This is a genomic window from Roseateles sp. P4_D2, assembly GCF_056401875.1.
On sequence record NZ_JBFUIM010000004.1, the window covers coordinates 283,727 to 300,837 of the forward strand.

General features: G+C 70.1%; 18 protein-coding genes. 5 read left to right on the plus strand and 13 right to left on the minus strand.

Annotated elements, in window-relative coordinates:
* Positions 1 to 97: 97 nt before the first annotated feature.
* Positions 98 to 2,656 (plus strand): EAL domain-containing protein, encoded by a 2,559-nt coding sequence (locus tag AC1DW0_RS09365; protein WP_477945545.1) that lies wholly within the window; start codon positions 98 to 100, stop codon positions 2,654 to 2,656.
* Positions 2,657 to 2,658: 2 nt separating this feature from the next.
* On the opposite strand, the gene AC1DW0_RS09370 is transcribed toward AC1DW0_RS09365, so the two are convergent.
* From AC1DW0_RS09370 to AC1DW0_RS09385, 4 genes are all read right to left on the minus strand, one after another.
* The gene (locus tag AC1DW0_RS09370) at positions 2,659 to 3,132 is read right to left on the minus strand and encodes a hypothetical protein (RefSeq protein WP_457389532.1); all 474 of its coding nucleotides are present in this window, start codon (positions 3,130 to 3,132) and stop codon (positions 2,659 to 2,661) included.
* Positions 3,133 to 3,254: 122 nt separating this feature from the next.
* Entirely contained in the window at positions 3,255 to 4,724 is a 1,470-nt protein-coding gene (locus tag AC1DW0_RS09375) for a CHASE3 domain-containing protein (RefSeq protein ID WP_457352488.1), read from the minus strand.
* The gene (locus AC1DW0_RS09380; RefSeq protein ID WP_056204985.1) at positions 4,687 to 5,100 is read right to left on the minus strand and encodes a response regulator transcription factor; all 414 of its coding nucleotides are present in this window, start codon (positions 5,098 to 5,100) and stop codon (positions 4,687 to 4,689) included. The genes AC1DW0_RS09375 and AC1DW0_RS09380 overlap by 38 nt, the downstream gene beginning before the upstream one ends.
* A 134-nt stretch (positions 5,101 to 5,234) precedes the next feature.
* Entirely contained in the window at positions 5,235 to 5,564 is a 330-nt protein-coding gene (locus AC1DW0_RS09385; RefSeq protein ID WP_056204983.1) for a BON domain-containing protein, read from the minus strand.
* 187 nt (positions 5,565 to 5,751) lie between these two features.
* Here AC1DW0_RS09385 and AC1DW0_RS09390 point away from each other — a divergent pair, with 187 nt between their 5' ends.
* Positions 5,752 to 6,402 (plus strand): response regulator, encoded by a 651-nt coding sequence (locus tag AC1DW0_RS09390; protein ID WP_056204980.1) that lies wholly within the window; start codon positions 5,752 to 5,754, stop codon positions 6,400 to 6,402.
* Here the strand turns inward: AC1DW0_RS09390 and AC1DW0_RS09395 are convergent.
* A complete protein-coding gene (locus AC1DW0_RS09395; RefSeq protein ID WP_457389531.1) occupies positions 6,396 to 6,587 on the minus strand; it encodes a hypothetical protein in 192 nt (63 codons plus the stop codon). The genes AC1DW0_RS09390 and AC1DW0_RS09395 overlap by 7 nt on opposite strands.
* A gap of 125 nt (positions 6,588 to 6,712) precedes the next feature.
* Here AC1DW0_RS09395 and AC1DW0_RS09400 point away from each other — a divergent pair, with 125 nt between their 5' ends.
* Complete coding sequence (locus AC1DW0_RS09400) at positions 6,713 to 6,928, plus strand: hypothetical protein (RefSeq protein ID WP_477945548.1); 216 nt, start codon at positions 6,713 to 6,715, stop codon at positions 6,926 to 6,928.
* A gap of 108 nt (positions 6,929 to 7,036) precedes the next feature.
* The gene (locus AC1DW0_RS09405; protein ID WP_477945550.1) at positions 7,037 to 7,486 is read left to right on the plus strand and encodes a hypothetical protein; all 450 of its coding nucleotides are present in this window, start codon (positions 7,037 to 7,039) and stop codon (positions 7,484 to 7,486) included.
* Here the strand turns inward: AC1DW0_RS09405 and AC1DW0_RS09410 are convergent.
* The 6 genes from AC1DW0_RS09410 to AC1DW0_RS09435 form a co-directional block, all read right to left on the minus strand.
* Positions 7,483 to 9,075, minus strand: a complete 1,593-nt coding sequence (locus tag AC1DW0_RS09410; protein WP_477945552.1) for an acyl-CoA dehydrogenase family protein — start codon at positions 9,073 to 9,075, stop codon at positions 7,483 to 7,485. The genes AC1DW0_RS09405 and AC1DW0_RS09410 overlap by 4 nt on opposite strands.
* A gap of 152 nt (positions 9,076 to 9,227) precedes the next feature.
* Positions 9,228 to 10,382, minus strand: a complete 1,155-nt coding sequence (locus tag AC1DW0_RS09415) for a GGDEF domain-containing protein (RefSeq protein ID WP_457389528.1) — start codon at positions 10,380 to 10,382, stop codon at positions 9,228 to 9,230.
* Positions 10,379 to 10,846 carry a CreA family protein gene (locus AC1DW0_RS09420; protein ID WP_477945554.1) on the minus strand — a complete coding sequence of 156 codons (468 nt, stop codon included), beginning with the start codon at positions 10,844 to 10,846 and terminating at the stop codon, positions 10,379 to 10,381. The genes AC1DW0_RS09415 and AC1DW0_RS09420 overlap by 4 nt, the downstream gene beginning before the upstream one ends.
* 9 nt (positions 10,847 to 10,855) lie before the next feature.
* The gene (locus AC1DW0_RS09425; protein ID WP_477945556.1) at positions 10,856 to 11,968 is read right to left on the minus strand and encodes a lactonase family protein; all 1,113 of its coding nucleotides are present in this window, start codon (positions 11,966 to 11,968) and stop codon (positions 10,856 to 10,858) included.
* Positions 11,965 to 13,248, minus strand: a complete 1,284-nt coding sequence (locus AC1DW0_RS09430) for an alanine racemase (RefSeq protein ID WP_477945558.1) — start codon at positions 13,246 to 13,248, stop codon at positions 11,965 to 11,967. Before AC1DW0_RS09430 ends, AC1DW0_RS09425 begins: the two co-directional genes overlap by 4 nt.
* A 7-nt stretch (positions 13,249 to 13,255) precedes the next feature.
* Positions 13,256 to 14,155, minus strand: a complete 900-nt coding sequence (locus tag AC1DW0_RS09435) for a diacylglycerol/lipid kinase family protein (RefSeq protein WP_477945560.1) — start codon at positions 14,153 to 14,155, stop codon at positions 13,256 to 13,258.
* A gap of 122 nt (positions 14,156 to 14,277) precedes the next feature.
* Here AC1DW0_RS09435 and AC1DW0_RS09440 point away from each other — a divergent pair, with 122 nt between their 5' ends.
* A complete protein-coding gene (locus AC1DW0_RS09440; protein WP_477945562.1) occupies positions 14,278 to 15,468 on the plus strand; it encodes a GGDEF domain-containing protein in 1,191 nt (396 codons plus the stop codon).
* Positions 15,469 to 15,630: 162 nt separating this feature from the next.
* Here the strand turns inward: AC1DW0_RS09440 and AC1DW0_RS09445 are convergent, their stop codons facing one another.
* Entirely contained in the window at positions 15,631 to 16,227 is a 597-nt protein-coding gene (locus AC1DW0_RS09445; protein ID WP_477945564.1) for a YdeI/OmpD-associated family protein, read from the minus strand.
* A gap of 1 nt (position 16,228) precedes the next feature.
* Positions 16,229 to 16,810, minus strand: a complete 582-nt coding sequence (locus AC1DW0_RS09450; RefSeq protein ID WP_457352473.1) for a TMEM175 family protein — start codon at positions 16,808 to 16,810, stop codon at positions 16,229 to 16,231.
* Between the last annotated feature and the right edge of the window lie 301 nt (positions 16,811 to 17,111).

A 17,111-nucleotide genomic window follows, 5' to 3' on the forward strand; every position in this document is an offset into this window, starting at 1 on the left:
GATGCGGCCCTGTCCTACAAGTCCTTGCCCGTCCTGCCGACGCGGCCCCGCTCCTGTGGGCTTGATGCTTGCCCGTCTTTGCGTCGGAGCAGCATCGATGAGCGAACCCCAGCAGACGGGTGTGCCCGCAGACGAGGCACCGCGGGATGTGCTCGCCGCTTCGGTGTCAGCCGCGCAGCTCGCGCTGGCGCAGAACGCGCGCTTCCTGGAGCGCTGCAGCCGCCTGGCTGGCGTCGGCGCCTGGGAATGGCAGGCCGACACCGAGAAGCTGACGGTGTCCGACTCGGCCTGCGAGTTGCTTGGCCTGCCCATTGGCCAGGTACCGACGCTGGCAGCCCTGTTGCAGCGTTTCGGCCCCGATGGTGCTGCCATGTTGGACGCGGCCCTGCAGCGCGCTGCGGCAGACGGCGAGGGCTGGGATGTCGAGTTGCCGTGCGAGACCGGCCCGAACGGGCACCGCGTGCTGCGCGTGGTTGGTCGCCATGACGAAGACGAAACCGGCCGGCGTGTCGGTGTCGTCATGCAGGACGTCAGTGAACCCGCCAAGGTGCGTGCCGAGCTGGAGCGCACGCTGGAGCGCCTGGCCCTGGCCACCCACAGCGGCGGCATTGGCGTCTGGAATCTGGACCTGCGGGACTCTCGCCATGGCGAACTCACCTGGGACGACGCCATGTGGCGTTTGCACGGCGAGCCGCCGCGTGGCCAGCGCACCAGCCTCGCGAACTGGCGCAAGCGCCTGCATCCCGAGGACCGCCGCGCCGCCGTCATGGCCGTGCGGGCGGCCCTGCGCGACGGGCCCCAGCTGGACGGCGAATGGCGGGTCAGCTGGCCCGATGGCAGCGTCCATGTGTTGCGCAGCGCCGGTCGGGTGCTGCGCGATGCCGGCGGCCGGCCGCTGCGCTTGTCGGGCGTCTGTTGGGACGTCAGCGAGGCTCGCCGTTTGCAACAGCAATTGCAGGAGCAGCATGAGCTGCTGGAGGTCACGCTGCAATCCATCGCCGATGCGGTGCTGACCACCGATGCCCTCGGTCGAGTGACCTGGCTCAACCCCGTCGCCCAGCGGCTGACGGGCTGGTCTGCCGCCGAGGCGCGCGGCCAGCCGGCCAGCCATGTCTTCCTGGCCCAGCGCGAGGAAACCGGCGAGCCCTTGGCCGACCCGGTGCAGCGCTGCCTGGCCACCGGCCGGCCGACGCGTCTGTCTGCCGGTGCCATGTTGCTCAGCCGCGATGGCGAACTGCGCGCCGTGGACGACTCGGTCGCCCCCATCCGCGATGCCGACGGCCGCGTGCTTGGCGCCGTGCTGGTCTTTCGCGACGTGACCCAGCAGCGCCGCCAGTTCGACGAGATCCGCTGGCGCGCCAGCCATGACGGCTTGACTGGCCTTGTCAACCGCGTCGAGTTCGGCCAGCGCCTGGCGCGCACGCTCGAGCGAGCCAAGCGCGATGGCAGCCACCATGCGCTGCTGGCTTTCGACCTCGATCGCTTCAAGCTCGTCAACGACCACTGCGGCCATGCCGCCGGCGACGAGGTGCTGCGCGAGGTTGCCCGCCGCCTGGAGGCCGGCGTTCGCGGCCGCGACACGGTGGCCCGGCTGGGTGGCGACGAGTTCGCGGCCATCCTGGAAAACTGCTCGCTCGACGAGGCCCTGCACGTGGCGCAGAAGCTGTGCGACGCGATGGACCAGTACCGCTATGTGCACGGCGAGCAACGGTTTCGCATCGGCACCAGCATCGGCGTGGCCCCGCTGGATGGGCGCTGGCCCGATGCCGATGCCGCCATGCGCGAGGCCGATGCTTGCTGCATGATCGCCAAGGAGCAGGGCCGCAACCGCGTGCAGCTGTGGGCGCCCGATGACGCCACGCTGCGCGCCCACCAGAGCGAGCACCGCTGGGCGACGCGGCTGCAACAGGCCCTGGACGAGGACCGCTTCGAGCTCGACCTGCAGCGTGTGCTGCCGGCCCAGGGTGAGGACGATGGCCGGCTGCGCGGCGAGCTGCTGTTGCGCCTGCGCGAGCGCGACGGCAGCCGTGTGTTGCCCGGCGCCTTCATGCCGGCGGCCGAGCGCTTCCATCTCGCGCCGCGGCTGGACCGCTGGGTCTTGAGGCAGGCGGTTGACTTGCTGCAGCGCGGCGGCCCCCCGGAGGTCGCGTCGCTGTCCATCAATGTGTCGGCCCTGACGCTGCAGGATGCGGCCTACCACCAGGAAGCCCGGGCCCTGCTGACGGCGCTAGGCCCCACGCGTGCCGCGACCTTGTGCCTGGAAATCACCGAGACGGCCGTCATCACCCAGCTCGGCGAGGCGGCGAGCTTCATCCAGCAGATGCGGGCCCTGGGTGTGCGCATCGCGCTGGACGATTTCGGCGCCGGCGCCTCCTCATACAGCTATCTGAAGGCGCTGCCAGTGGATCTGCTGAAGATCGACGGCCAGTTCGTGCGCGCGTTGATGACCGACCCGCTCGATCAGGTGGCGGTGCGCAGCTTTGTCGACGTTGCCAGGACGCTCGGCCTGACGACGGTGGCGGAATGCGTGGAGACACCCGAGGTGCTGCTGGAGTTGGTGCGCCTGGGCGTCGGCGAGGTGCAGGGTTTCCTGCTCCACCGGCCCCAGCCACTGGCTGAGCTGCTGGTTGCCGCCGAAGAGACGATGCCCGCCTGAACTCAGCGGGCGGTCGCCTGCGGCTCGCGGGGCGGCTGCGGCGCCACATCGGCGCGCACTGGCTGGTCGCGGTCGTCGGCATCAACGGCCGGCGCTTCGGCCTTGGCGACGATGGTGGCGTCATCGGGTGTCGAGGCCGGCGGCGCACTGTTGTCGCGCCCGTCCGCGACCGCGCGCAGCGACACCTGCAGGCCGCGCGACAGCTGCTGCTGCCAGCCGTGCAGGGTGTCCGCCGCCTTGTGCATGACGGCACTCAGCTGCACGTCCAGCGGGCGCGGGTCGTCGACCATGTCCACGCCGGCGCTGGCCCCGAGGGCCGCGATGGCGACGAGCATGGCGGCTGCGTGGAAGCGGCGGCTGTGCAAGGGCGGTGACAGCGCGTCGGCGTCCCGCGACATGATGGACATGTCGGGTACCGGCGGTGCCGGCATCTGCGTGTGCCAGCCCTCGGCATGCGGTGATCGCGGGAATTGCATGGTGCCCTCCTGGCTGCGTCTGAGACGGTTACCGCGCGCTCTGTCGGTGCGGCGCCCGGGAGCAGTTTGGGTGCGCCCGATGCGGCGCCATGTCGGCTCGGGCAGGCTTGGCCTGTAGGACTTCAGGAAGGGCTGGGGCTGCCCAGTTCGCCGGGCGCGGTCACGGGGGCTGGCTCGGGTTCTGGATCTTCGCGCATCGGCAGGCGCGCCAGCACCAGCGTGCCGCGGCCGGGCGCGGACAGCAGCTGCAGCGTGCCGCCCAGGCTTTCGATGCGGTAGCGCATGCCCAGCAGGCCATGGTGGCCGGCCCCCACCGCTTCGGGGTTGAAACCCTGGCCATCGTCGCGGATGTGCAACTGCAGCCAGCCATCCGATTCGGCCAGCGAGACGCGCACGTGCTTGGCCTTGGCGTGGCGCAGCACATTGGTCAGCGCCTCCTGCACGAGGCGGTACATCGCCAGCCGGCTGGCCTCGTCGCTGGGGGCCTCCATCAGCTCCAGGCTGAGCTGCAGGCCGGAGCGCTGCGCGAACTCCTGGGTCAGGATCTCCAGCGCCGGGATGAGGCCGAGGTTGGACAGGGCCGATGGGCGCAGGTCCTCGATGATGCGGCGCTTCAGCGCAATGCCCTGGTCGAGCAGCTCGCTCATGTGCTTGAGGCGCTCGTCGATCTCGGGCGCCGCGGTGCGCGTCATGCGGCGGATGCGCGCCACGTCGAGCTTGGCGGCCGTCAGCAGCGCACCGAGCTCGTCGTGCAGCTCGCGGGCCAGATGGGCGCGCTCGTCCTCGCGCACCGTCTGCAGGTGGTGGGCCAGCTCGGTCAGCTCGGCGGTGCGGCGGGCCACCTCGCGGTCCAGCCGGTCGCGTTCCAGCGCCAGCTCCTGGGCGTGCTCACGGCGGGCCGCGTGCAGGGCCTCGTTACGGCGCAGAAAGATGGCCAGGCCGAACAGGCTGAGCAGCGTCAGCCCGTGCACGCCGATGCGGCCGTAGTTCAGCGAGCGCACGACGGCGTCGCGCTCGGTGGCAATCTGCGTCAGTTCGTGCTGGTCGAGCTGGCCGACGGCGTCGCGCACCGCCTGCATCTTCTCGCGGCCGATGTCGGACTCGACCAGCCCGTGCCAGGCCGTGTCCTGCCCGTCGCGGTAAAGCTTGACGACCAGCTGCAGTTCGGAGAGTTTTTCGCTGGCACGCCGGCTCGCGTCGGCCACCAGGGCCTCCCATTCGGAGCTGGCGTACTGGCCGCGCAGCCGTGACAACACATTGGGCAGCTCCTGCTCGGCCAGCTTGATTGGCGCGAGGTAATCGTCGCGCCCGGTCAGCAGATAGCCGCGCTGCGCCGTCTCGGCATCGGTCAGCAACTCGCGCAGGCGCAGGCCGTCGTTGCGCGCCTGGTGGCGGGCCTGGGATTGGTTCAGCGCCTCGTCAGCACCCCAGAAGGCGGCCTCGCTGACGCCCATGACGGCGGCTGCTGCCAGTGCCGCGAAACCGACGGCCAGACCGCGATTGCGGCTGGCGCCTTCCAGCCAGGGATCGAGATGACGCAGCACGGGCAGCCGTTCAACTGGCCGCGGCTGCAGGGCGCGCTGATGAGGCATGTTCGGCCAGTTCGGCGCAGTAGCTGATGAGGTCGTCGAGCTCGCGGCTCTTGTCAAACACCCGTTCCGCGCCCAGGCTGGCGCAGCGCCGGCGCATTTCCTCGGTGGCGTAATTGGTCAGCACGACGCGCCGCGCCCGGATGCCCAACTGCTGGGCGGCCTGCAGCACGCCCAGGCCGGTGCCGGAACGCAGGAAGACGTCGACGATGAAGAGATCGGCATTGCCGTCGGGATCGCGGCTCATCCAGCGCACCGCGCTGGCTTCATCGGCCACCGAGCCCACCACTTCGACCTGAGCCAGTTCCTCAAGCGTCGCAATCAGGTTCTCAAGGATCACCGGACTGTCTTCGACGATGAAGGCTTTGAGTGCTGGCATGGCCCGACGGCGGCGCGAGGATGATGAGGTTGAAGTATGGACCGCTTCCGCGTCGGGCCGGCAGTGCCGGCAGCGCATCGCGCTGTAGGACTTCTCCTAGGGAAACTCCCTTGGAAGTCCTTCAGCGGCGGTCTTCAGTTGGGGTGTCGCACGGCGATGTCATTGCGCACGGCGACGACACCGGAGGTCTCGCGGGCCAGCTTCTCAGCCATGGCCTTTTCCTCGTACGACTTGGCGAAGCCGGACAGTTGCACCGTGCCCTTCAGCGTCTCGACACTGATGGCCATCGCGCTGACGGTCGGGTCGGCGGCGAACTTGCCCTTGACGCGGGTGGTCAACGCGGCGTCATCAACATAGGCGCCCACGGTTTCCTGGTTGCGGGTGACGGCGCAGCCGCTGGTGCCGGCCAGGGTGGCCGTGAGAGCGGTGGCGACGGCCAGAGTGAGGATGGACTTGTTCAGCATTGCAGTTCTCCTTGGATGGCGGCTTCACGGAGCCGCTGGAGCCACTATCGCGGCACGCCACCACGGGCGGCATAGTCCCGAAGCGCGGCCCCCTGTCGGACTCGGCCGGCGTCGATGTAGGACTGAAGGTATCGCGGCGCGCCCTGCGGACTGCTACGCTGAGCCATCCCTCAACACCGCGTTCATCATGATCCGTATCGGCATCGTCGACGACCACGCCATCGTGCGCACCGGCTTGCGCCAGTTCCTGTCCGACCACGTCGACCTGCGCGTCACGGGCGAAGGCGCCAGTGGCCACGACGCCCTAGAGATGGCGCGTGGCGGCGAGGTCGACGTGCTGCTGCTGGACATCTCCATGCCCGACCAGAGCGGCGTCGATGCGCTCGCAGCCATCAAGGCGCGATTCCCCGAACTGCCGGTGCTGATCCTCAGCGGCTTTCCTGAGGCGCATTACGCGACGACGCTGCTGCGCCAGGGCGCCAGCGGCTACCTCAACAAGGAATGCGATCCCGACGAAATCGCCAATGCCATCCGCCTGGTGGCGCGTGGCCGGCGCTACATCAGCCCGGCGGTGGCGGAGCAACTGGCGGACAGCGTGGTGGGTGGCGGCAGCGCCGGCAATGCGCCCGACAAGCCCCTGCACGAGGCGCTGTCGGAGCGCGAGTTCCAGGTCTTCCTGCGCCTGGCTCAGGGCGAGACCGTGGGCCATATCGCCGAGGCGCTGTTCCTCAGCGTCAAGACCGTCAGCACCTACCGCACGCGCGTGCTCGAGAAGCTCAAGCTGGCGACCAACAGCGATCTGACCTACTACGCGCTGAAGAACGGGTTGATTCAGTAGCGGGGTTCGCCGCTGTCCCTGGGCGCGTCCTCGCCGAGGGTCCAGGGCAGCGCGCATTCATAACCCAGCTCGGCCTCGCTCGACGTGGCGGCCGGCGACCACAGGCGCGTCAGCGCTGACCAGAAGGGGCGGTGCGGGCTGGATTCGGCCAGGGAGTTGTGCTGCAGCGAGGCGTCGATGGTCATGGAAGATTCCGGCTGAGGTTGGCGCGCCCAGCATCGCCAGGGGCGGGGGTGGCGTGTATCGGCGGGTGTCGCAGTGGCCTGTCGGAGCTGGCTGACAAGCCCGCCGTCTCGATCAGAATGCGAGCGTGCTGTCGCCTCTGTCCCTGCTGCGCCTGAGCCTGACCTGCCTGGCGCTTGCCTTCCTGCCGGCGTCTGCCTGCGAGCTGCGCGTGCGATGGAACCCTGATCCGCCCTACAGCATGCGTGACGCGCAAGGCCACCTCATCGGCATGCAGACCGAACTGGTCGAGCGCACGCTGGAGCGCATGCAATGCCGGGCGGTCTGGGTCGAGCTACCCTAGGCACGCGCCCTGGTCGAGCTGCAGGCCGGCCGCCTGGACCTGCTGCCCGGCGCGCTGCGCCGCCCCGAACGCGAGGCCTATGCGCATTGGGTCGAACAGCACATTGCCGTGGCCAACCGCCTCTTCGTGCGTGCCGATCGCGAGGCCGACTTCGCCAACGCGACGCGGCTGAAAGAGGCCTGGCGGCAGGGCCTGAAGCTGGGCGTACAGATCGGGGTGGTCTACGGCCCCGACTACGCCGAGTTGCTCGCTGACCCAGCCTTTCGCGCCACGCTGACCCAGGCCTCGGCGCGCCGCAGCCTGTGGCAGATGCTGGAGATCGGCCGCGTCGATGGCGTGCTGGCCAGCGAGGTGACGGCGCGCTGGGAGCTGGGCGAGCTGGGCCTGACCGGCCGCATCGTGCCGACCTCCGTGGTGGTGCCCCACGAGCCGGCTCAGCTGATGTTCAGCAAGCGCTCGGTCGACGCAGCCCTGGTGCAGCGTTACCGCGAAGCCAGCGAGGCGCTGGAGCGCGATGGCACGCAGGCGAGCATCGTGCGCCGCTACCTCGGCGACTAGCCAACCAGCGCCGCGTCGAGGATCTGTGCCGCCTGCGGCACGGCCAGCGTGCCAACAAGGCGGCCATCGCCGCCGAAGCGGGTCGCGATGAAGGCGTCCGCGGCAATGGTGGACGATTGCTCACGCATCAGCAGGCCTTGGGCGCACAACACCAGGCCTTGCGCAACGCGGCGGGCCTGGGCTTCCAGTGCCGCCGGGTCGCCGGTCAGCAGGCGCCGCAGGCTTTGGGCTTCGGCGCGCACCTGGGCGTCCGTGCTCCCGTCAAACGCATCGAGCAGTGCGAAGGCCACCTCGGGCTCACGGGCGACGGCACGCAGCACATCCAGGGCCATGACATTGCCCGAGCCCTCCCAGATCGAGTTGACCGGCGCCTCGCGGTACAGCCGCGCCAGCACGCCATCCTCCACGTAGCCATTGCCGCCGAGCAACTCCATGGCCTCGCCGGTGCACTCGATGGCGCGCTTGCAGACCCAGAGCTTGGCGGCCGGCGTCATCAGCCGTTGCCAGCCGGGCTCGTTGCTCTCGAAGCCCCGAGCCAGGCGCAGCATCAGCCGCATCGCGGCCTCGCTCTCCAGCGCCAGGTCGGCCAGCACGGTCTGCATCAGCGGCTGCTCGGCCAAGTGCCGGCCAAAGGCCGAGCGCTCGCGGGCGTTGTGCAGCGCCTGCACGAGGCCTGCGCGTAAGAGCGCTGCGCTGCCGATGACGCAGTTCAGCCGCGTGTAGCCGGCCATCTCGATCAGCGTCGGGATGCCGCGGCCCTCTTCACCGAGGCGCCGCGCCCAGGCGCCGTGGAACTCGACCTCGCCGCTGGCATTGCTGCGGTTGCCGAGCTTGTCCTTCAGGCGCATCACCTGGATGGCGTTGCGCGCGCCATCGGGGGTGTAGCGGGGCAGCCAGAAGCAGGTCGGGCCGGCCTCGGTGCGGGCCAGCACGAGGTGGGCGTCGCTGCTGGGCGCCGAGAAAAACCATTTATGGCCGGTGATGGCGTAGCTGCCGTCTGTCTGCTCGACGGCTTGCGTTGTCACGCGGCGCAGGTCGGAGCCGCCCTGCTTCTCGGTCATGCCCATGCCGACCCAGATCGACGGTTTCTCCGTCAGCGGCCGGTCCAGCGGGTCATGCTCGCGGCTGAAGAACTTGTCGCGCAGCGGCGCGAACGACTCGGGCTGTTTGGCCAGCACGGGAATGGCGGCCTGGGTCATGGTCGCCGGGCACAGCGAGCCGGCCTCGACCTGGCCATGCAGATAGCAGCCGGCCGCGAAGTGGGCCCAGCGGCCGGGCGTGTCGGTGGCGAAGACGTCGGCGATCAGGCCCTGGCGGCGGTACATCGCCAGCAGCGCATGCCAGCTGGGGTGGAAGTCGACCAGGTCGACGCGGCGGCCGCGGGCGTCGAATTGGCGCAGCTGCGGGCCGTGGCGGTTGGCGTCGCGCGCGAGCTGGGCGGTTTCGGCACTGCCGAGTTCAGCGCCGTAGCGGGACAGCGGCTCGACGGCCTGCGGCGCGGCCTCGCGCAGCGCGGCCAGCAAGGCCGGGTCGGAGGCCAGCAGGTTGTGGCCGACCCATTCATCGACGAGGTTGTCAGAGGTGGACATCTCGGTGACTCCATCCCAGAAGACTTGCGGGACGAGCGACGGGCCGCTCCCTAGCCGGCCCGCGCTGGCGATGTGCTTGCCGGTCGCGCCGGCAAGCATCGCCGTCCCCTCGGGGGACCGGCCAACGTACCCGTTGGACGAGAGGCTTCATGTCAGTCCTGGACCCCCGGCTCGGCCATCAACTGACCCTTGCCGGCACGCCGGGCTTCGTAAAGGGCCGTCTCGGCGCGGCGTTGCAGGTCGGCCAGGCCGCGGTCACCGGGGCGCAGCTTGGCCCAGCCGGCGCTGAAGGACAGCGCCATGCCCAGCTCGGCCGGTGCGCGTTCGGCCAGCGCCTTGCGCAGGCGCTGGTCCAGGGCCTGCGGGCCCTCGGGCAGGCAGCGCGCCATCAGCACACCGAACTGCTCGCCGCTCAGGCGGCCGGCGAGGTCGCCCAGGCGCATCTGGGCCTGAATGCAGCTGGCAAACAGGGCCAGGGCGCGATCGGAAAAATCCATGTCGCGCTCTGCCTGCAGGGTCGCGAAGTCGTCCAGGTCCAGCACCACCAGAGCCAGGGGCTCGTCGTAGCGGCGCGCCATGGAGATCAGGTCGACCGAGCGCTGGGTGAAGGCGTTGCAGTCCGCCAGGCCGGTCAGGCCGTCGGTCTGGGCCAGGCGCGCCAGCTCGGCCTCGGTCTGGCCGCGCCAAGCCAGCAGCAGCATCGGCAGGGCCAGCAGCAGGGCGAGCTGGCCGGCCAGCGCCAGCAGCAGGTCGGGCCAGGGCGCGGTGTCGCCGAGCAGGGTGGTGGCGGCGCGGCCCAGCATGGCTGCCAGCAGCGGCAGCACGGCGGCCAGCCCCAGCAGGCGCCAGCGCCGGCTGTTCAGGCCCTGCAGCACCGTGCTGCGGCCCGGCAGCATCAGCGCCACGCCCAGCCAGGCGAGTTGGGCGCCGAGCACCGCGTCAGCCAGGGTTTGGCCGACGGCATGCTCGTCCGCCAACAGGGCGTGGCCAATGCCCAGCACCAGCGGTGCAGCCGCCATGAGCCAGCGCCCCGGCCGCGGCGTCAGCCACAAGCCCAGGGCCCACCAAAGCGCGGACAGGCCGAGGCTGATGACGGCCAGGCCGACGCTGTGCAGGGTCGGCACAGCCATTCGATCGCCGTGGGTCGGGCTCGCCATAGCCAGGCCCAGGGCCAGGGCTGCCATGCCCACCTGGGCCCAGCGGCCGCCGGCATTCGCGCCGTGCCAGCCAATCAGCGTGATCAGCACCAGCGCCGCGGCCAGCGCCTGCATGGGCATCAGCGCGAACAGGGCGGCAGTGAATGTCATTTCTTGATGGGGATGGGGGTTTCGCGGGCGACCGGTACGGCGGTCACGCTGTTCTGCGGCGAACCGTCGATGAGGCGGTCGGAGTAGGTCAGGTAGACCAGGGTATTGCGCGACGCGTCCACCATGCGAACGATGCGCAGCCGCTTGAAGACCAGGGATATGCGCTCGTTGAAGACCTCTTCCTGGCGCGGCAGTGCCTGGCTGATGGTGATCGGTCCGACCTGGCGGCAGGCGATGGAGGCCTCGGCCTTGTCCTCGGCCAGGCCGATGGCGCCCTTGATGCCGCCCGTCTTGGCGCGCGACACATAGCAGGTCACGCCCTGCACCTTGGGATCGTCATGGGCATCCACGACCACCTTGTGGTCGGGGCCGATCAGCTTGAAGGCGGTGTCGACCGAGCCGATGGGTTCGGCGCGGGCCAGCGCCGAGGCGACGAGCAGGAAAACGAGGGCGGCTTGCTTCATCGGCTCAGTCTAGAGCGAACAGGCCCCGGTGGGGCTGGGCACCGCCGTCTGGCGCCCCGTGAAGCGCGGCTGCTCGGGGCGGCCGAGGTCGAAATGGCTGAGCTGGTCGCTGCGCTGGTTGCATACGAACAGGTGGCGGCCGGCGCGGCAGGCGCTGCGCGGGTAGCTGCCATGCACCCAGTGATGGTCCAGCAGGCGCGGGCGGCGCGGCTGGGCCAGGGCGATGACGGCCAGGCTGTCGTGCAGTCGGTTCAATGCGTAGAGATGGCGGCCGCCGGGTGCGACGAGCAGGTCGGAGGCGTAGCTGGTGCCGGCAAAGCCGCCGGGCAGCACCGAGACCTCGTCCAGCAGGCGTGGGCCGTCGGATGTCAGCTCCACCGTTGACAGCGTGGACGACTCCTCCTGCAGCACGTAGACCCAGCGAGCGTCCGTGGGATGGAAGGCAAAGTGCCGTGGACCCGAGCCCGGGCTGAGTGCGAGTTCGAAAGCGGCGGCCTTCGGCGCACCGGACTTGAGCGGCCAGACGAGCAACCGGTCGCGGCCCAGGTCGGTGCCGAGCAGCCAGCGGCCGTCGGGGCTGGCCTGGATCATGTGGGCGTGCGGTGCTTCGTGACCGCTGCTGGCCTGGCTGCCGGGCGGAGCTTTGGCCGCCTGTTGCGGGCCCGGCCGGCAGTCTGGGCCGGCGCAACTGGGCCAGCTCTCGGTCTCGCCGAGATGACCATCGGCTTGCAGTGGCAGCGCAGCAAAGCGGGCATCGCCGTAATGGGCAACCCAGGCGTGGCCGTTGCTCAGCGACAGCTGCACCGGTCCGCGGCCGCCGCTGGGCTGGCGCTGCACAAGTTCGAGCCGACCATGCGCGTCCTGGATATAGACAGCGACATGGTCTGCGCCTTCCTCTGCGGCATAGACGTGGTGGCCCTGGGCCGCCAGCCAGCTCGGGCTGTGGGCGTTGGCCGTCAGACCCAGGGTTTTCAGGCCGCCGTCGGCGGCGATGGCAAAGCTGTAGAGGCCCTGGCCCAGCGGGGCATAGGTGCCGACGTGCAGGAAGCGCGGCGGGGGCGTGGCGGCGGTGGCGGGCATCAGGGCAGCGGCGGAGAGGCTCAGCAAATGGCGGCGTTTCATGCGAACTGCGTCGTGATGGCATCGACGACGCGGTCGTCCTCGTCGACGACGGCCATCCAGGCCCATTTGTCGAAGGTCGTGCATGGGTGCGAGGGTCCCAGCGCGACGCGCTCACCGACGGCGGGGCCGTCGCCTTCGCTCGGATCCCAGCGCAGATAGGCATGCTGGTCGTTCAGGCCGGTGACACGCCAACCCGCGGGGGCCTTGGCTCGCTCGGCGCCGCGCAGATGCCAGACCGGCAGCGGCCAGCCGGCATCGAAGGACACATCACGCCGGCCGGCATTGAGCAAGGCCAGGCCCGGCTCGGGGCAGGACAGCACCTGGGTCCAGACCTCCAGCGCCGGCTGCAGGCTGGGCGCCGACAGCGGCGTGCCCATGCGCTCGTCCATGCTGCGCATGTAGCGGCCGTAGTGCTCGTGGTCATGGCAGACATAGCAGCCCGAGCGCAGCAGGCCCAGGCGACCAGGCTTGCCGGCCAGCACGGGGGCGACGAGATCGAAGAGGGCCGAGCCGCCGCCGCTGAGCCACAGCGGCTGCGCATCGGCGTCGATCAGGCCCTCCGCTTCGATGTCGCTCAGCAGTGCCTCGATGCGCGTCTGCCATTGCTGCATCAGCGCGCGGTCGGGTTCGCTCTCGCCTCGGACCTGCAGGCCCTCGTAGAAGCCGATGCCGCGCAGCCGCAGTGCCGGGTGGGTTTTGAGTGCACGCGCCAAGGCCAGCGCCGGGCCATGCTCGCGCACGCCGCAGCGCGAAGTGCCGAGTTCGATCAGCACGTCGATCCGAGCTTCGCCTTGGCCCAGATCCACCCAGTGCGCCGCCAGCAGATCCAGCTGTGCCTGCGAGTCGACAAAAAAGGCCAGCTCCAGGCCAGGGTGGCGGCGCCGCAGGCCCAGCAACTCGGCCAGCTCGGTCGCGCCGATGAGCTGGTTGGCGATCAGCGCCCGCCGCGCGCCGGCCGCCAGGCCCAGGCGCAGCTGGTGCACGTTGGCGAACGTCAGGCCCCAGGCACCGGCGTCGAGCTGGCGGCGGAACAGCTGCGGGCTCATCGTCGTCTTGCCATGCGGCGCCAGCTGCACGCCGCGCTGGGCCGCAAAGTTCTGCATCCAGGCGATGTTGTGGGCCAGGGCCTGCTGGCGCACGACGGCCAGGGGTGTCGGCAGCTCGTGCAGCGTCCAGCCGCGCTGGGCCACGTCGGCCAGTGGCAGGGGCGGCTGCAGTGCCGGAAAGCCTTTCAGCCAGGGACCGAGCCAGCCGGCGCGCGGGGTGTCGTCATGATCCATGGCGCCATCATCGCGCGCGGACGACGCTGATGGCCTGCGGCAGCACGCGCACTGCGATGTCGGTGGCGGACGGCAGGGGCTCGCCGTCCACGGCCAGCGGCACGGACGCGGGGCTGGTCAGGTGCAAGGCCTTGAAGCGGCTCAAGCTCACCTTGGCATGACGCAGGTGCAGCCCGGTCAGCAGCAGCGGCATCATGGCCAACGCACCCAGCCGCCCGAAGGCGGCAACGCGCAGCAGCTGCAGCTCGCCGTCGTCCACGCGCGCGCCGGGTGCAGCCGGCATGCCGCTGCCATAGCTCGGCGTGTTCAGGCTGGAGGCGAACAGCATCGGCCCGTCGCTCAGCAGCTGGCCATCGGCCTCGACGCGCATCGGATAGACGCGCAGCCGGCCAATCTCGTTCAGCGTGGCCCACAGATAGCGCGGCTGGCCGCGCAGCCAGTGGGGTGCGGCCTGGGCGCGGATGGCGATGGCCGCGTCGAAGCCGGCGGTCAGGCTGGACATGAAGAGCTGGGCGCCGCCTTCGGCCGTCGTGATCTCGCCCAGGTCCATCGCTGCGGCCGGCGCGCGCTGTGCGTGGGCCAAGGCCTCGCGCCAACCCATGCGTGCCAGGCCGAGTGCGCGGGCCAGGTCGTTGCCGGTGCCGCCGGGCAGGATGGCCAGCTGCAGCCGGCGTGCTACCAGGGCCGGCAGCAGCTGGTGCACGGTGCCGTCGCCGCCGGCGACGATGACGCGGCTGCCTTCGGGCAGGGCCAGCAGGCGCTGGCGTGCGGCGGCGACGTTCTCGGGCAGCACCAGCGGTACCCCGGGCAGCGCCTCGCGCAGCGGGGCGGCGAGGGCGGCGCAGCGGCCGTTGGCGGCATGCGGGTTCAGCAGGCACAGCGCCGGGGTCAGGGCAGAGGCGATCACGCCGGGCATTGGATTCGGCGGCGCGCCCTCACGCCATCGGCGCAGACCCTGCGGCGCAGTGTGCCGGCTCTGTCTACACTGGGTGTTACAACTCAACACAACCAACGAGGCGCCGCTCGCGCATGTCGCTGCACATCCCCACCCTGGTGCTGATGCTCGTGCTCGGATTCGGGCTGCTGACGCTGCAGCTGTGGATGGCTGGGCGCGGAGCGCTCAGCCGCGGCGAGCTCAAGCGCCTGGGTTGGGCGGGGCTGGCCTTCAGCTTTGGTTTTGCCTTCTTTGCGCTGCAGCCCTGGCTGCCTGGCTGGGCCGTGCTGATGGGCGGCAACTGGCTGCTGATGGCCGGCCTCGCCGGTTTCGCGGCGGCGGTGTCGCGGCATCTGCTGAACCGCGGCCTGCCGGCTTGGCACCACGGGTTGCTGCTGCTTGCGGCCCTGACCGTGCCGGCGGTGCTGGACGTGTCGCAGCCGGTGCGCGCTGGCGCGATGTCGGCGGCCATGGGGGCGCTGCTGCTGCCGGCCACCCTCGCGTCGCTGCGGCTGGGCTGGCGCGGCGAGACGAGTTTTCGCGCCGTCTCACTGATGTTGCTGCTGGCCAGCCTGGCGCTGTGGCTGCGCGTGGGCTTTGCCGCCTGGTGGCTGCGTGCCGCGCCGGCCGACGCCGAGCCCTGGCAGGCCTGGAGCGGCGCCATCTTCATGCTGGCCTTCATGGCGATGCTGGCGGCGGGCTTCGGCTTCGTGCTGGCGAATTTCGAGCGTATGGCCAGCCAGATGCGCAAGCTCGCCAGCGTCGACGGGCTGACCGGTGCCGTGAACCACAACACGACGGTGTCGCTGCTGGCGCATGCGATGGAGCGTGGCCGCCGCGAGGGCCAGCCGGTCGGCTTCGTCATGCTGGACCTGGACCACTTCAAGCGCGTCAACGACCGGCATGGCCATGCCGTGGGCGACCAGGTGCTGAAGGCCGTCGCGGCCTGCACGCGCTCGCGGTTGCGCGGCTCCGACGTGCTCGGGCGCCTGGGCGGCGAGGAGTTCGGCCTCGTGCTGCCTGCCACGGGCGCTGCCGGCGCCAGGCATCTGGCCGAGCAGGTGCGCCTGGCCGTGGAGGCGCTGGAACTGCAGGGCGACGGCGGCATGCCACTGCGCGTGACGCTGTCGGCGGGCGTTGCCGAAGCGGCCAAGAGTGACACGCCCGAAACGCTGATGCACCTGGCCGACAAGGCCCTCTACCAGGCCAAGCAGAAAGGCCGCAACCGCGTCGTGGTGGCGGATGACTGGATGCGCAACTCAACCTTGCAGTCCGTGGTGGGTTGAGCCTTCCGGTATTTGATTTTTGTGCATTCGGGCCGAGCGCTGGGCCGCTCCCGAGCCGGTCCGCCGGGCGATGTGCTTGCCGGTCGCGCCGGCAAGCATCGCCGTCCCCCGGGGGACCGGCTGGGCGCGCCCGCGTCCAGTAGGGCGAGACCAGACGAGGAGCTAACAGCTTTCGTACTTCCAGTTGCGTGATTTGCCCTCCGCCAGCCACTCCACCGCCTGGGCGATGCGCTTGGTGCGTGTGTCCTCGCGCTTGGCCTCCAGCACCCATTCGAGGTAGTCGCGCTGCTTGCTGGGCGCGAAGGCGTCGTAGTGCTGCTTGGCCGCCTTGACCTTGCTCAGCGCCGCGGCGAAGTCGTCGGGCATCTCGAGCTGGGGCCGCGGCTCGCGGTTGGGTTTTGCGGCGCGCGGCGCGCCGGCCCGCAGCAATGCGGCAGCGGCCTTGATCTGCTTGCGCAACTCGGTGCGGCTAGGCAGGTCGGCCAGGGTCGTGATGCGGCCGAGATCGCCCATGGCACCGGGCTGTCCGGGTGTCGCGCCCTCGCGTTCCCAGAAGCCGAAGGTGCAATGCGCCTTGAAGGCCGACATGCCGCACAGCAGCTTGTCATCCAGCGTGAAGTGCGGCCGGCTCCACTTGATGGTCTCGACGACATCGGGGCAGGCTGCGTGCACGTCCTCGCGCAGCCGCGCCAGGATGGGTCGGGCGAACTCGGGCACGCTTGCCAGGTAGGTGTCGATGCGCGGATCGAGGGTGGGCATTTCACTCACTCCTGTTCAAGTGGTGCTCGATGCGCCGGTCCGGGATCAGCCACAGCGCCGCGGCGATGGCGTAGCCCGCCAGTGACAGGCCGACGTGCACGAAGGCCAGCGCGATGGACACCAGGTAGATGACTGCCGAGATCTTGCCCTTCCAGTCCTTGCCCAGCGCCTGGGCCAGCACGGTGTTGTTGCCGGGGATGCAGATCAGGGCCCGTTGCAGCAGTATGTAGGCCAAGGCGGCCATGACGAGCACGCCGCCATAGACAGCCACTGGCAGCGGCGCAAAATGGTTCTCGCCCATCCAGCCGGTGGCAAAGGGCAGCAGCGAGAGCCAGAACAGCAGGTGCAGATTGGGCCAGAGCACGCCGCCGCTGATTTTGTGCACGGCATGCAGCAGATGGTGGTGGTTGTTCCAGTAGATGCCGACGTAGACGAAGCTCAGCACATAGGACAGGAAGACCGGCCACAGCGGCTTGAGGGCCTCCCAGTCGGTACCGTGAGGCACCTTCAGCTCCAGCACCATGATGGTGATGATGATGGCGATGACGCCATCGCTGAAGGCTTCGAGGCGAGTCTTGTTCATGGCAGTTTTCCGTTCAGCATTCGCGGTTCTCGCCAAATGATTCGGGTATTCCGGGCCGAGCGCTGGGCCGCTCCCGAGCCGGCCCGTCTGGCGATGTGCTTGCGGCTTGACGCCGCAAGCATCGCCGCCCCCTCGGGGGCTGAGGCCGGACACGGCAAGTCCTGTGGACTTGGCGTGCCTGCCGAAGAGCAGCCGCTCTGGCGGCTGCGCGGTCTGCAAGACCGACCAGGCCTGCCGGCGTTCAGCCGGAGCAGGACTGGGCGAGGGGCTGACACATTCTTCCAGTCTAGACTTCCGGCCC

Excerpts from the sequence above, each read along its gene's own strand:
- AC1DW0_RS09365 (WP_477945545.1), top strand. The coding sequence starts at position 98 with ATGAGCGAACCCCAGCAGACGGGTGTGCCCGCAGACGAGGCACCGCGG.
- AC1DW0_RS09370 (WP_457389532.1), bottom strand. The coding sequence starts at position 3,132 with ATGCAATTCCCGCGATCACCGCATGCCGAGGGCTGGCACACGCAGATG.
- AC1DW0_RS09375 (WP_457352488.1), bottom strand. The coding sequence starts at position 4,724 with ATGCCTCATCAGCGCGCCCTGCAGCCGCGGCCAGTTGAACGGCTGCCC.
- AC1DW0_RS09380 (WP_056204985.1), bottom strand. The coding sequence starts at position 5,100 with ATGCCAGCACTCAAAGCCTTCATCGTCGAAGACAGTCCGGTGATCCTT.
- AC1DW0_RS09385 (WP_056204983.1), bottom strand. The coding sequence starts at position 5,564 with ATGCTGAACAAGTCCATCCTCACTCTGGCCGTCGCCACCGCTCTCACG.
- AC1DW0_RS09390 (WP_056204980.1), top strand. The coding sequence starts at position 5,752 with ATGATCCGTATCGGCATCGTCGACGACCACGCCATCGTGCGCACCGGC.
- AC1DW0_RS09395 (WP_457389531.1), bottom strand. The coding sequence starts at position 6,587 with ATGACCATCGACGCCTCGCTGCAGCACAACTCCCTGGCCGAATCCAGC.
- AC1DW0_RS09410 (WP_477945552.1), bottom strand. The coding sequence starts at position 9,075 with ATGTCCACCTCTGACAACCTCGTCGATGAATGGGTCGGCCACAACCTG.
- AC1DW0_RS09415 (WP_457389528.1), bottom strand. The coding sequence starts at position 10,382 with ATGACATTCACTGCCGCCCTGTTCGCGCTGATGCCCATGCAGGCGCTG.
- AC1DW0_RS09420 (WP_477945554.1), bottom strand. The coding sequence starts at position 10,846 with ATGAAGCAAGCCGCCCTCGTTTTCCTGCTCGTCGCCTCGGCGCTGGCC.
- AC1DW0_RS09425 (WP_477945556.1), bottom strand. The coding sequence starts at position 11,968 with ATGAAACGCCGCCATTTGCTGAGCCTCTCCGCCGCTGCCCTGATGCCC.
- AC1DW0_RS09430 (WP_477945558.1), bottom strand. The coding sequence starts at position 13,248 with ATGGATCATGACGACACCCCGCGCGCCGGCTGGCTCGGTCCCTGGCTG.
- AC1DW0_RS09440 (WP_477945562.1), top strand. The coding sequence starts at position 14,278 with ATGTCGCTGCACATCCCCACCCTGGTGCTGATGCTCGTGCTCGGATTC.
- AC1DW0_RS09445 (WP_477945564.1), bottom strand. The coding sequence starts at position 16,227 with ATGCCCACCCTCGATCCGCGCATCGACACCTACCTGGCAAGCGTGCCC.
- AC1DW0_RS09450 (WP_457352473.1), bottom strand. The coding sequence starts at position 16,810 with ATGAACAAGACTCGCCTCGAAGCCTTCAGCGATGGCGTCATCGCCATC.